This is a genomic window from Brucella rhizosphaerae, assembly GCF_002252475.1.
Lineage (GTDB): Bacteria > Pseudomonadota > Alphaproteobacteria > Rhizobiales > Rhizobiaceae > Brucella > Brucella rhizosphaerae.
In genome coordinates, this window is record NZ_NNRK01000017.1 from 171715 (window position 1) to 185082 (window position 13368).

Below are 13368 nucleotides of genomic sequence, written 5' to 3' on the forward strand. Positions count from 1 at the left end.
TTTCGCTGAGGCTCATTTAACCAGCTGTGTCCGAAGGATCCAGTGAGAAGACGCAACCAAGGAAGAGCAGCCCTTTGGAAAGTATTGAACGCGCAATCAGGAATGCATTCGCAAAGTCGGATGCACATAATCCGGCCACCCGTCAGCGCATTTATGAGGCGGCTTGGGGTGCACATGAGCGCGCGTTGACGAGCAATACTGCTCTTAGTGAAGATCAGAAGCAGCAGCGGCGTCAGAAGATCAAGGATGCTATTTCTGAGATCGAGGCTGAGTTTAAAGCTGGTTCTGAGGCGAATGCGAAGCGAGAACCGTCGCTGGGAGCACCAGAATCCTCAGACCCCGTTTTGGGTGAGGGCGCTTATGAAACTGGCCCGGCGCTCGATACGACGGATATCCGCGCGACATCGAAAAGGAAAAAGCGCGGTTCCGCCGATCTCGGTTATGAAGCGGGTGTTTCCCGCAAGGATCGCAAGAAAAAGCGCCGCTCACCGCTTATTGGTCTCGGCATCTCGGTCATGGTTGTCGTTATTCTGGGGTTGATTGGTTTCTCACTTTACAACAGTTTTGCGGATTTCACGCGCGGCAATGGCTCAAGCCCACTTCTGACAGATAATCGCATGGCTCCGATCAAGGAAGGCGAAGATCCGGAAGGACGTACCTGGATCAATATTTTCACGCCAGTGGATGCTACGCGCATGTCAGTGCAAGGTGGGGCAACGGCTGAAATCATGCGCGAAGGTACGAATAGTTTTGCCCGGGTTCAGTCGAAAAGCGCGAGCGACAGTGTCACCTTTGATATCGGCGAAGGTGTCCTGAACCAGCTGATTGGTAAAAAGGCGACCTTTGACATTGTTGCCCGCAGTGATGATGGTAAGCCTACGCAAATGTCAGTTAATTGCGATTTTGCTGGTCTCGGTGATTGTGGACGCAGACGTTATGACGTCCGTGATTCCGTGAGCGATTTCCTGTTCGATCAGGATTTTCAGGGAAGCCAGTCCGCTGGTCGCTCGGGCAAAATCACGATCAATTCTGATCTCAGTGGTGCAGGCAAGCCCGTTGATATTTTTGCAATTCGCGTAACCACCGCTGTCGAGTAAACAGGTTCTCAGCTCAGTAGTCTTTCCAATGTCTCAAGCCGGTCCGCTTCACGCGGCGGCTTGTCCCATCGAAGCCGGGAAAAACGTGGAAAGCGCATGGCAACACCCGACTTGTGCCGGGTTGAACGGTTGAGGCCCTCAAAAGCAACTTCCACCACGAGACCATGATCTGGTTCCGCACGCACCGAGCGTACCGGGCCGAAGCGTTCAATCGTGTTCTCGCGAACAAACTTGTCGAGAAGCTTCAGCTCCTCATCAGTAAAGCCGAAATAAGCCTTCCCCACAGGCACCAGAACAGGTTCGTCTTCGGGTCCAGTCCATACTGCAAAGGTGAAGTCGGAATAGTAGCTTGATCGTTTGCCATGCCCGCGCTGTGCATAGACAACCACGGCATCCACGGTGAATGGATCGCGTTTCCACTTGAACCAGGGTCCTTTGGGGCGACCGGGAACATATGGGCTGTCATGACGCTTCAGCATCACGCCCTCAATCACCGGATGGGGTGGGTTCAGGCGCATTTTTGCCAGTTGGCTGAAGTCGTTGAATTGCAATACGGGCGATAGATCAAACCGGCGCTTGTCGAGCTTTTCAATGAAAGGTGTAAGTCGCGCACGCCGTTCCATGAAAGGCAGGGAACGCAAATCTTCTCCGGCTTGTTGCGTGCCAACCTGCAAAAGATCGTAGGCGCGGATGAAGGCGGGATATTCCTTTAGCTGTTTTGCTGTGACAGTCTTGCGGTTAAGCCTTTGCTGCAAATCAGAAAAAGTGGCGGTTTCAATGCCAGTCTCGCCACGATGGCCGACGAGCAGTTCGCCATCTATGGCTCCATCAAACTCCATGGCTTCTAGCACATCGGGAAAAGCGCCGGAAATATCATCGCCCGTACGTGAATAAAGCCGCCGCACACCATTTTCCGATACAGCCTGCACACGAATGCCATCCCACTTCCATTCAGCACTATAGGCTGATGGATCGAGCGCCGGAATTTCGTCTTCATCAAGTGCTGTTGCCAACATGACAGGGCGAAACGGCGCATCAGCCGTGGCGGCAGGCTTTGCACCATGGCCTTCCAGCCATGCAAAGAGTGCTGTGAATGGCTGTGTCTGCCCGTGCCACAGTTCCTCTATTTCGATAACATCTACGCTGCCAAAATCAGCGAGTGCCTGTTTAGCAAGACGAGCAGAAACACCAATGCGCAAACCACCTGTGACAAGCTTCAGCAGTGCGTATCGTTCTGAAATGCCGAGCAGATCAAGCCAGCCTGCCACGAGCAACGGGCCTTCTCGACGTGAAGCATTCTGCAAATCGTGAACGACCACACTAAGCGGCAGATTGGCACCCGCAGGTGTTTCATTTGGTCCTGGCCAGATCAGCGAAATTGTTTCAGCCAGATCGCCGACATAATCGTAGGAATAGGCGAAAAGTGTGGGGTCGCTGCGCTCGGCAATCAGTGCGCGCAGCATGGCGGGTTTGACACTTTGCAATTCGAGATCGCGCGTGATTGCCGCCAGCGCCAGCCCCCGGTCCGGATCGGGAGTTGTACGGAAATAATCGACCAGCAGCCGCAATTTGCCATTGCGCTGGGGCGTCAGGACAAGTCGGTCGAGGAGTTCAGCAAAGGCGCGCATCAATCCCCTTCGTCTTCGTAGCCGACGAGATGCAACGGGCGTGCGGGAATATTCTGCAATTCGCACCAGCGAACGAGAGCTTCTTCTCGACCATGTGTTACCCATACTTCGGCGGGGTTGATCTCGCTGATGGTGGCGGTCAACTCGTCCCAGTCGCAATGATCGGAAATAATAAGTGGCAGTTCGACACCGCGTTGCTTCGCCCGCTGGCGAATACGCATCCAGCCGGATGCAAAAGCGGGCAGCGGATCAGGAAAACGCCGTGCCCATCGGTCTGAAAAAGCGGATGGCGGGCCGATCACGATTTTCCCGGCAAAATCAGGCGAAGCCTCGCCACGTTCAAGTGTTGCGGGCTCCAACTGTCCAAGCTCAATGCCTTGCGACTGATAATAATCGCAGAGCTTCTGCAAGCCACCGTGAATATAGATTGGTTCGTCATAGCCAGCATTGCGAATGAGCTTGATTACCCGCTGTGCTTTGCCGAGTGAATAAGCTCCCACAAGATGCGCACGCTCGGGAAACTGAACGAGTGATTTCAATAATGTTGCGATTTCGTGAGCAGCTTCGGGGTGACGAAATACCGGCAGCGCAAAGGTGGCTTCCGTGATGAATACGTCGCAGGGGATTGGTACAAAAGGCGCACAGGTTGGATCAGCTGCCCGTTTGTAATCACCGGAAGCGACAATGCGCGTACCATCTTTCTCGACGGCAATTTGAGCAGAGCCCAGCACATGACCCGCGCCATGAAAGCTTATCTGTACACCATTGATTGTTAGTGCCTCGCCAAGTTTCATCGGTTGTGTGCTGCCCGCAAAATCTGCGCCATAGCGGATCGCCATGATGTCGAGCGTTTCCGGTGTGGCCAACACATGGTTGTGTCCGGCGCGCGCATGATCGGAATGGCCATGGGTGATGAGTGCACGATCCACCGGCCGTACCGGATCGATATAAAAATCGCCGGGCGGGCAATAAAGACCTTTTGGTGTGGAGCGCAGCAACTCATCAAAACGCATGAATGATTAGATAGGTCAGTAACTTCGTGCTGGAAAGAGCACGAAAACGATACTGCTGACAAAATGAGAACAAAAGTGAACAAACATCTTGGCGCGGAGCCTTACGGGCATTAGATTGGGGAGGTGACGTTGAACCTGACCCCGACCCGGCAGACAGCTGCTTTTAATCTGCCAGACCGTTTTGTGAAATGGTTTGCAGAGAAAGGCTGGTCGCCGCGCGCGCATCAGCTTGAACTGCTTTCGCGTGCTGAAGAAGGACAATCCACGCTGTTGATTGCGCCAACGGGCGCAGGTAAGACGCTGGCCGGCTTTCTGCCAGCACTGGTCGATCTGGAACGAAGTGGTCGCAAAAAGCCCGGCATGGCAAAGCGTGGTGTGCATACGCTTTATATTTCACCGCTTAAGGCGCTGGCTGTCGATATTCACCGCAATCTGACCGTACCAGTTGAGGATATGGGGCTTGATATCAGTATCGAAACCCGCACGGGTGATACACCAGCACACAAGCGTCAGCGGCAGAAACTAGCGCCTCCTGATATTCTGCTCACGACGCCGGAACAGCTTGCGCTTTTGATCGCCTCCAAAGGGGCGGAACAATTTTTCAAAGGCTTGCGTTATGTGGTGCTGGATGAGTTGCACTCGCTGGTCATTTCCAAGCGGGGTCATTTGCTGGCACTGGGGCTTGCTCGTCTCCGCCGCCTGCAACCGAAATTGCAGACGATAGGCCTCTCGGCCACCGTGGCCCAGCCCGATGAGCTTCGTCGCTGGTTGGTGGAACAGGACGGCACAGAGCCTAAATCGGGGCTTGTCACAGTGGATGGCGGCGCGAAGCCGGAAATCACCATTCTCGATTCCGCAGAGCGTGTGCCATGGGCGGGGCATTCATCCCGCTATGCGATTCCTGATATTTACGAGGCTGTCCGCGCGCATCGAACGACACTGCTTTTTGTGAACACGCGCAGTCAGGCTGAAATGCTGTTTCAGGAACTCTGGCGCGTGAACGATGATACACTGCCCATTGCGCTTCATCATGGGTCGCTTGACGCCAGTCAGCGCCGCAAGGTTGAGCAGGCCATGGCGGCCAACACATTGCGAGCCGTGGTTGCGACCTCAACGCTTGATCTTGGCATTGACTGGGGCGATGTCGATCTGGTCATTCATGTCGGCGCACCGAAAGGGGCCAGTCGCCTCGCACAGCGTATCGGCCGTGCCAATCACCGTATGGACGAACCAAGTCGCGCCATTCTGGTGCCTGCCAATCGTTTTGAAGTTATGGAATGCCGTGCAGCTCTCGATGCCAATTATCTTGGTGCACAGGATACGCCGCCTCTTATCGACGGTGCATTGGATGTGCTGGCGCAACATGTTCTGGGTATGGCCTGTGCAGAACCATTCAATGCTGATCAGCTGTATCGTGAGGTACAGAGCGCGGCACCCTATTCTGACATTTCGCGCGAAACCTTTGATCGCATTCTCGATTTCGTGGCAACCGGCGGCTATGCGCTCAAAACCTACGAGCGCTTTGCCAAAATCCGCAAGACTGTTGATGGCACATGGCGCGTTTCCAATCCGCGCATTGCCCAGCAATATCGCCTGAACATTGGCACGATCGTCGAGGCTCCCGAACTGAACGTGCGGCTTACACGTGCTGGCAAGGGCGCGAATACCCGTGCGATTGGAAGGGGTGGGCGTGTTTTGGGGCGGATCGAGGAATATTTCCTTGAAACGCTGACGCCGGGTGACACGTTTCTGTTTGCAGGCAAGGTACTGCGATTTGAGGGTATCCGTGAAAATGAATGTATCGCTTCCAATGCAGCAGGGCAGGACGCAAAAATTCCTGTTTATGCGGGTGGTAAGTTTCCTTTATCCACCTATCTCGCATCACAGGTGCGGGCCATGCTCGCCGATCGCTCGCGCTGGCAGTTTCTGCCTGAACAGGTGCGCGAATGGCTGGAGATGCAGCAAGTTAAGTCTGTACTGCCGCGAACTGATGAATTGCTGATAGAGACTTTTCCAAAGGGCGGGCGCTTTTACATGGTTGCCTATCCCTTCGAGGGACGGTTGGCGCATCAAACGCTCGGGATGTTGCTGACGCGCCGTCTGGAGCGCATGGGCGCGCATCCTCTCGGTTTTGTCGCGACTGACTATTCACTTGGGCTTTGGGGCCTAAAAGACATGGGTGCGATGATTGGTGCTGGCAAACTCAGTCTTACACGCCTGTTCGATGAGGATATGCTGGGTGACGACCTCGAGGCATGGCTTGATGAAAGTTATCTTTTGAAGCGGACCTTCCGCAATTGCGCTGTTATTTCCGGACTTATCGAACGCCGTCATCCGGGGCTGGAGAAAACAGGACGTCAGGTTACGGTTTCAACTGACTTGATCTATGACGTATTGCGCACCCATGAACCGGACCATATTTTGCTACAGGCGACGCGTGCCGATGCAGCGACGGGGCTTTTAGACATCAAACGTCTTGGCGACATGCTGACACGAGTGAAAGGGCATCTTCTGCACAAGCCGCTTGACCGCATTTCGCCGCTGGCTCTGCCGGTTATGCTTGAAATCGGACGGGAGCGCGTGGCAGGTGAGGGTGATGAGATGCTGCTTGAAGAAGCAGCTGACGACTTGATCAGAGAAGCAGTAGGATGAGTACAGCAGTTTGGGGCAATGGAGAGGCTTACAGTCTGGCGCATGCGGAAGTGCGCGGCGTTGCGACCGTTTATGACCCTTGCGGAGCGCTCTTTTTACCCGATCTCCATATGCTGGTCGTCTCTGATCTCCATCTTGAGAAAGGCTCATCCTTCGCGCGGCGCGGTCAACTCATTCCGCCTTATGATACGGGTGTGACACTTGACATGCTGGCGGCGGTTATAGCGCGCTATCAGCCACGCACTGTCATCAGCCTGGGTGATAGCTTTCACGATGCGAAAGCGAGCGAACGTCTCCCATCGCTTTATGCAATCCGTCTCAGATCATTGATGGAGCATCGTGAGTGGTTCTGGATAACCGGCAACCATGATCCTGATCGCCCAGCTGACCTGCCCGGAGATTGTGTTGAAGAGCTTGCTGTTGGACCGCTGACCTTCCGGCACGAGCCTTCTCGGATACAGGCGCAGGGTGAAGTGGCCGGTCATCTTCATCCCGCAGCACGCATTGTACGACGTGGGCGCTCGGTTCGCCGGCCATGTTTCGCAAGTGATGGCGAAAGGCTTATAATGCCAGCTTTTGGTGCTTATACGGGCGCACTCAATGTGCTTGATCGTGCTTTCCGTGGGTTGTTCGTCGATGCGACACTGCGTGCTTACATGCTGGGGCAGGGCAAAATTTATCCAATTGCACACGGTGCGCTGGTTGGTGGGTAACGCAGTTACTGCAAAATGTGTAACGGTTTTGCATAAGGTAATGGCGTATAAAATGGCTGGAGCACATCCCGAAAAACGGGGACGGTTTTCGAAAAAATGTGCGTAAAAACAAAAAGCATTCCGAACGATTCAAATCAATCCAGAAGTTCTCTAGTCTTTCTTGAATAGAATACGACCAGCCCAGCCGGTAAATACTGCCAGAAACACAGCAAACACACCATAATAGAAGCTGTATTTATGGGCTGCATCATAGATGCTTTGTTCCACACCGGCCTTCACGATCTCAAGGCTGGCATTGGCTTCACGCAGAAAAACACCATTGCGGAACAAAAGCGCGCGGGCGCGGTGGCGTCCGACCGGCACATTCGCTGACAAGTTCAACGTCGCACGAAACAATGTGCGTGATAGAAATTCCACGCCGCCGATACGTTGGCTGTAAAGACCTTGCCGGAGTTTCATCTCGCGCAATTCATCACCGAACTTCGGAATATTGCCCGACAGGCTCGCCGGGTCTTCTGGCCTCAGATAAAAATTGCGGACACCGACTGAAAGCTGACGGTAAATCTTATCGTCTGCGATATCCTGCAAATTACGTGTCGAGGCCAACGAATAGGAAAGCGGAACACCCATGAAGGTTTCAGAATCCGCGTTTACCCAGACGCCCAGATAGCGTTCTTTTTTGCGCACGACCAGGTCGCGTGCCGGCCCTTGCAGAACGACGATAATGTCGTAGCGTCCCTGCCGCTGGATCATTGGATCAGCATTATCAAGCGCACCGAAGATGGTGAGATCCGTGCCGCCAAAATTGGAGGTAATAGCAATAGTCTCTGTTGAAAGACCAATCTCGATGGTCTCTTCAGCAGGGTTCTGCAATTGCGGTACGGCATTGCCATCGCCGCTCGAATTAATCTGCGCCGACGCTGGGCCCGCTGCAAAACATAATAGCAAAGCTGATATGAGGCTGAACTTGCTCATATCACATATCCGCAATTGTGATCGAGAACAGATTGTCAGGCCGCACGAAGAGGCCGAACGCAAGGCGAAGGCCAACTGCGAGAACCAGCAGAGCAAGCAATAAGCGCAGTTGTTCGCCACGCAGCTTCTGGCCTATACGCGCACCATATTGTGCGCCGATTACGCCGCCAAGCATAAGGAGAAACGCCAGCACGATGTCGATGGACTGGTTGGTTGTCGCCTGCATAACAGTCGTAAATGCAGTGACGAAAGTAATCTGGAAGAGCGACGTGCCAACCACCACGTTGGTGGGGACATGCAGCAGGTAGATCAGCGCGGGCACCATAATGAAGCCGCCGCCTACACCCATCACAGATGATAGCAGGCCGATGAAAAAACCGATGCCGAGTACCGGAATGATGCTGACATAAATAGTGGATGCGCGGAACCGCATCTTGAATGGCAGTTTATGTATCCATGTGTGCTGACCGGGGCGGCGAATTGCTCCTGCCTGCCCCTTTTTCACACGCCGTAACGCGCGCACGCTTTCAACCAGCATCAGTCCGCCGACTGTGCCGAGGAAGAAGACGTACAGGATTGAAACGATCAGATCGAGCTGACCCAGATCACGCAGCCACGAGAAGACGAAAATACCGAGTAGCGACCCAACGATGCCGCCCGCAACTAGAAACAGGCCGAGCTTGATGTCGAGTGTTCGTCGTTTGAAATGCGCAAGGGCCCCGGATACCGATGAAGCGATGACCTGATTGGCGCCAGTCGCCACGGCAATTGCTGGTGGAATGTTATAAAAAATCAGCAGCGGTGTGATCAGAAATCCACCGCCAACACCGAACAATCCGGAAAGAAAACCAACAGCAGCGCCCATGCCGAGCAGAACCAGCATGTTGACCGATAATTCCGCAATGGGAAGGTAAATACCCAATTCCGAACCCGGTTTTACAAACGCACAATACCCAGCCCTTTGCGGTCGCGCTATGCCGCAAGGTCTGTCTCAAGTCTTCAGAGCCGTATCGATCTGACTGAATCAGATCGTACCCTAAACAATCGTTTTAACGCGCACTTAATCCCAAAATTGTTTCACATTTTTTAGGATGCGCTCTAACGGTCTTGCTCTTTCAAACGGGGGAAGTCAAACCCCGATTGAGATTAGAGTTACTTTGAACGGCAATAAGAAAAGAAAATGGCACATTGTTGTTTGTGCACAACAATGTGCCACTGGTTCTTCCATAAAAGCTTCACATTCTCATCGTCTCGGCCGGCCTATTCGTAGGAGCCTTGCCGATTGTTGAGCACGATATTGATGTGTTCCTTCGGGGTAATGATCGAATGTGTCGAAGATTGATAGAATTGTGCCTTAATCGCGATAGGGTTCGACATTTTGTTGTCGATGAGGCTACCGCTCTTGATTACATAAAGAGATAGATTGGTGATGCTCGCGCTATAAGCTCCGGCAAACTTGCTCCCGGATGTGAAGCCGAAAGATGATGCTGCGTCAGAGTAATACTGCCCATTCGTGATCACCCATTCATCAGCTGGGCCGGAACGTGCCATTGAGGTTTTTTTGCCGTCCGGCGTTGAAAAATTGAGGTTGAACGAAAGCGCCATATAAAGATTTTTTAGTTCTGCGTTTCCTGAAAGAACTTTGAACAGTGACTTATATGGGTGAAGTTCATCGGCTGGAAGGAGATGGCCTTCCAGTATGGATACTTCGAAATCGATAGCATCTCCCTGAAAGTTTTTGATATCCTTGTCCAAAGCAAGGGGTATTTTGGCAATTATGCCATTTTCCATTTCATTGTTTACATGCAGCAGCATACCATCGCCCCCTCTTTCATCGATTAGATAATAAGTGGCGGCTATTGGGTTCAAGCTGTTACTTTTCGCATAAATTAAATGCCCTCGGCAAAGGCTCTGCTGGTTTTCGCAACGTTGTTGCTCATCGAAAATATTTGCTATTCTCTAAGAGTGCATTTCGTTGAGATCAGCGTTTTATTCTGGAACTATTTCCACGTGTTTTTCGACCAATCACCATGTCAATCACTTGATCGATATGACGATAGCGATTGATTATATTAGTGGTGTCCGAAGACAAATGTCAGGCGGGCGGCATCTGGGACGCCGAAGGGCGCGTCTAATCATCAATGGATCCGTTTACGATCGACAATAAAGACAACGAGACCGCCAGATTGTATCGCGATCCCGCATCAATGATCGCTGATCAAGACAGTATCAGGCCATAATCTGACGGTTATTTATTCTTCTCAAGCAGCAGTTGCACCAGTTGCTGATTGACCTCACCTGTGGGTTCCTGCCCATGGGCCTTTTGAATGTCGGCAATGGCATTGCGGGTCTTATTACCCATAACGCCATCTGGGTTTCCAACATCATAGCCGTTCTTCTGGAGGATGAGCTGAATGTTGCGAACCGCCTTTTTCATATCGACAGAGGCAGTGGTGACAGGTTTTTCATCGGCCCAGCCTTCAGGCATGTCAACTGAATTGGCTTCCTGATTAAGAGGCATTGCCTTCCACAGTTCAACGCTACCCTTGGCGCGTTCGAGCTGCTGAGGCTTCATTGCTTCGCCGATCTGATCGCGCTTGTCGGCTGCATCCTTGTCACCCGCTTTGGCAGCAAGTGCAAACCACTTATAGCTCTCTTCAAGGTTAACCTGCATTCCAAGGCCCTTGGCGGCCAGAATGCCGAGATTATACTGGCTGTCTTTGACGCCGAGCTCTGCCGCATCGGTAAACCAACGCACCGCAGAAGCGTTATCCGGTGAGCCATTGGCACCTGATGCAAAAAGCACCGCCAGATTATGCATGGCGCTGGCGTTGCCTTGTTTGGCTGCCTGCTGATACCAATCGATTGCCTTTGTGAGATTGCGGGGCATGCCGAGCCCCTTCTCATTGAAATTGCCCATGCGATAAAGCGCGGGTGCAAAGCCTTTTGTCGCCGACTGTTCATACCATTTTGCGGCTTCTGCCAAATCTGCCTGAACGCCACGACCTTCCATATAGCGGTTGCCGATTTCAAACAGTGCACGAGAGTCACCGGTCATTGCGGCTTCGCGCAACGCTGCAGGACCTGCTTCAACCGGCACTTCAGTCAAGGATGGTTCCTGTGCTGGCGCAGTGTCGGCGATCTCCGGCTCTAGAGACGCTGGAGCAGGCATCGGTGCTGTCAGACTGCTTTCCTGCTGGGGCCTGGCAATGGTTGTTTCAGGCGCAACCACTTCTGGGATTGGCTGAATTTTTGGTGCTGGGGACACCTCATTTGCAGGGGTGATGGAAGCCGTGGTTTCATTGTCGATCGCCGGCGCTTCAGTCTTTGCGGAAAGTTCTGCCGGTTGATTGGCTTCCAGGAAGGCCGATCCTGCCTGCAAGCCAGCTATTGCCAGCATCACGGCACCAATGGCCAGCAAGATAGGCTTGCGCTGACGATTGAAGAGGTCGCTGATCGATCCTTTTTTCTTCTCCGCAACCTTGTCCGACTGTTGCTCAAGCTTGGCCGATTCTTCAGCTGCCTGCTGCGCGGTGCGACGTGCTACGCTGATTAAATCCGCTTTGCCGCTTGTTTCGGCTTTCGCACTGTCTTGCTGGCTCCGCTCTTCACGCACACGCTTCATAATCGTGTTAAGGTCGAGTACGCTGTCATTGTCGGGCTGAACTGAATCGAGCGAAGAGCCGAGTTCTGGTTCCTGTCGCATTTTTGGCGTCAGTTTTGCGAGCTTCTCATCGGCACTTGGCGCATCGACGACGGGCTTCGGGCTTTTTTCCGTAGAATGAGAATCAGAGATCTGGGGCGCAAGGGTTGGAAACGCGTGTGGTGCTGCGGAATAGGGATTTGCAACCGGCTTGGCTTTTGCCGCGGTCTGCGAGAGAAGTGGCTGTGCATCAATTTGCTGTTCAAGGTTTGCGAGCCGGTCAACCACTTTAACCAGCGTCTCGTGAACAGCCTCAAATGTTTTGCCATTACGCTCGTCGGCATTGCGTGCAAGCGCCTCAAGCGACTTCATATCATTGGCGAGCTGAAGTGCGATTGCGGTATCGTGCTGCGAGCCATGCTTGAGTACATGAGCAACCGCTGTTTCGGCGGCTTCTCGTGCTGCGTCAAGAACAGTTTCACGGTTGTCTGTGATTGAGCGTTCAATTGCATCAAGGCGTGGCTTGATTTCTGCAAATTCTGCTGAAGGCTTTGCCAGTTGACGTGCAAGGTTTGCGATCTGGCTTTCAAGGCCGCGAATGGCTTCGCTTTCTGCAAGCGCGATCTCTTCCGGCTGCGGCGTTTGCAACAGGCTGAGCGATATCTGTTGCGAAATATCGTCCAGACGACCTTCAAGCGTATGGAGCATGCCACCTTCTGCGTAATGGCTTGCATATTGCGCATCGAGGCGCTTGGTCAGTTCTTTGAAACGATTATCAACCTTTTCCAAAAGCTCGGGATTTGGCTGGTGGGCCCATTGTTCGGCAGTGGCGAGCTTTTGGTCAATTGCTCCAAGACGGGCATCGACGTTCTGATAATCGGACTGGCTCAGGTTTTCCATAACCTTGCCAACCTGATGCGCAAGGAGATTAATTTGCTGTGCCAGCTCGTCGATTGCCTGTTCAGGCAAGTGCGATCCTTCGCTTAAAGCATCAATGCGCTGTGAAAGTTCGCCAAGTCGACGGAACAATGTATCAGCATTCTGATCGGCAACTGAACTATCAAGTTGCTGAGTGAGTTCAGTAAGACGGCGTTCGATGCGCTCCAGACGAAGCGCTTCCTCATGATCAGAACTCTGATGGCGGTTGGCGGCAATAACAGCTCGGCTGATTTCATCCAGACGAGCATCAATCTGGCGCAGAGCGTTGTTGTCAGAAAACGATGCGCTCGTCTTATCATTCAGTTCGGCAAAGCGCGGGGTAAAAGCTGATGCTGGTCGCGCGTTATGCAATTCGGCCTTGTTCTGCTGATCGCTGAGACGACGCAAATGCTCGGCAATTTCTGCGAGACCTTCGATGCGTTTATCGGATTGCTGTGGTTCAACTGCGCGAGGGCGAGGCGTGGCACTTCCAAGCTGGCCTAGCCGCTTTTCGAGTTCTGCCAAAGTGTTGTGCAGTTCGTTCATCGCGCTCGACTTTGGTGTCGTCGGCGCATGGCGCTCACGCAGGGCGTTGAGTTCATCTATGATAGAGCGTGAACCGGATGCCTGATGAGTGTTTGCCATGTGAAATTCACTTTTCCAAAAAATAGAAGCTAGCCGAAAGCCGAATTCACGAACGAGTCGAAGCCATGTTTGCTAAAGCCATAT

At 52.9% G+C, this 13368-nt stretch carries 9 protein-coding genes; 3 read left to right on the top strand and 6 right to left on the bottom strand.

All coding sequences use genetic code 11. The features are described 5' to 3' along the window. The first annotated feature begins 74 nt into the window (after nucleotides 1–74). The gene (locus CEV32_RS02925; RefSeq protein ID WP_094573984.1) at nucleotides 75–1097 is read left to right on the top strand and encodes a hypothetical protein; all 1023 of its coding nucleotides are present in this window, start codon (nucleotides 75–77) and stop codon (nucleotides 1095–1097) included. Nucleotides 1098–1105: 8 nt separating this feature from the next. Here the strand turns inward: CEV32_RS02925 and CEV32_RS02930 are convergent, their stop codons facing one another. Both CEV32_RS02930 and CEV32_RS02935 read right to left on the bottom strand, forming a co-directional pair. Beyond that, complete coding sequence (locus tag CEV32_RS02930) at nucleotides 1106–2725, bottom strand: cisplatin damage response ATP-dependent DNA ligase (protein WP_094573986.1); 1620 nt, start codon at nucleotides 2723–2725, stop codon at nucleotides 1106–1108. Continuing rightward, nucleotides 2725–3738 carry a ligase-associated DNA damage response exonuclease gene (locus CEV32_RS02935; RefSeq protein ID WP_094573988.1) on the bottom strand — a complete coding sequence of 338 codons (1014 nt, stop codon included), beginning with the start codon at nucleotides 3736–3738 and terminating at the stop codon, nucleotides 2725–2727. Before CEV32_RS02935 ends, CEV32_RS02930 begins: the two co-directional genes overlap by 1 nt. A gap of 123 nt (nucleotides 3739–3861) precedes the next feature. Here CEV32_RS02935 and CEV32_RS02940 point away from each other — a divergent pair, with 123 nt between their 5' ends. Together CEV32_RS02940 and pdeM are read left to right on the top strand one after the other, a co-directional pair. Beyond that, nucleotides 3862–6390: a ligase-associated DNA damage response DEXH box helicase gene (locus CEV32_RS02940; protein WP_094573990.1), complete on the top strand. Its 2529-nt coding sequence runs from the start codon at nucleotides 3862–3864 to the stop codon at nucleotides 6388–6390. Then, nucleotides 6387–7103 (top strand): ligase-associated DNA damage response endonuclease PdeM, encoded by a 717-nt coding sequence (gene pdeM / locus CEV32_RS02945; RefSeq protein ID WP_094573992.1) that lies wholly within the window; start codon nucleotides 6387–6389, stop codon nucleotides 7101–7103. Before CEV32_RS02940 ends, pdeM begins: the two co-directional genes overlap by 4 nt. Before the next feature lie 150 nt (nucleotides 7104–7253). On the opposite strand, the gene CEV32_RS02950 is transcribed toward pdeM, so the two are convergent. The 4 genes from CEV32_RS02950 to CEV32_RS02965 form a co-directional block, all read right to left on the bottom strand. Beyond that, nucleotides 7254–8078, bottom strand: a complete 825-nt coding sequence (locus CEV32_RS02950) for a TIGR02186 family protein (protein ID WP_094573994.1) — start codon at nucleotides 8076–8078, stop codon at nucleotides 7254–7256. 1 nt (nucleotide 8079) lies between these two features. Next, entirely contained in the window at nucleotides 8080–8961 is an 882-nt protein-coding gene (locus CEV32_RS02955) for a sulfite exporter TauE/SafE family protein (RefSeq protein WP_235818707.1), read from the bottom strand. A 377-nt stretch (nucleotides 8962–9338) separates the two neighbouring features. After that, a complete protein-coding gene (locus CEV32_RS02960; protein ID WP_094573998.1) occupies nucleotides 9339–9893 on the bottom strand; it encodes a hypothetical protein in 555 nt (184 codons plus the stop codon). A 433-nt stretch (nucleotides 9894–10326) separates the two neighbouring features. Continuing rightward, a complete protein-coding gene (locus CEV32_RS02965; RefSeq protein ID WP_094574000.1) occupies nucleotides 10327–13284 on the bottom strand; it encodes a peptidoglycan-binding protein in 2958 nt (985 codons plus the stop codon). Between the last annotated feature and the right edge of the window lie 84 nt (nucleotides 13285–13368).

Coding starts and splice junctions, on each gene's coding strand:
- CEV32_RS02930 (WP_094573986.1), bottom strand. CDS start 2,725: ATGCGCGCCTTTGCTGAACTCCTCGACCGACTTGTCCTGACGCCCCAG.
- CEV32_RS02935 (WP_094573988.1), bottom strand. CDS start 3,738: ATGCGTTTTGATGAGTTGCTGCGCTCCACACCAAAAGGTCTTTATTGC.
- pdeM (WP_094573992.1), top strand. CDS start 6,387: ATGAGTACAGCAGTTTGGGGCAATGGAGAGGCTTACAGTCTGGCGCAT.
- CEV32_RS02950 (WP_094573994.1), bottom strand. CDS start 8,078: ATGAGCAAGTTCAGCCTCATATCAGCTTTGCTATTATGTTTTGCAGCG.
- CEV32_RS02955 (WP_235818707.1), bottom strand. CDS start 8,961: ATGCTGGTTCTGCTCGGCATGGGCGCTGCTGTTGGTTTTCTTTCCGGA.
- CEV32_RS02960 (WP_094573998.1), bottom strand. CDS start 9,893: ATGCTGCTGCATGTAAACAATGAAATGGAAAATGGCATAATTGCCAAA.
- CEV32_RS02965 (WP_094574000.1), bottom strand. CDS start 13,284: ATGGCAAACACTCATCAGGCATCCGGTTCACGCTCTATCATAGATGAA.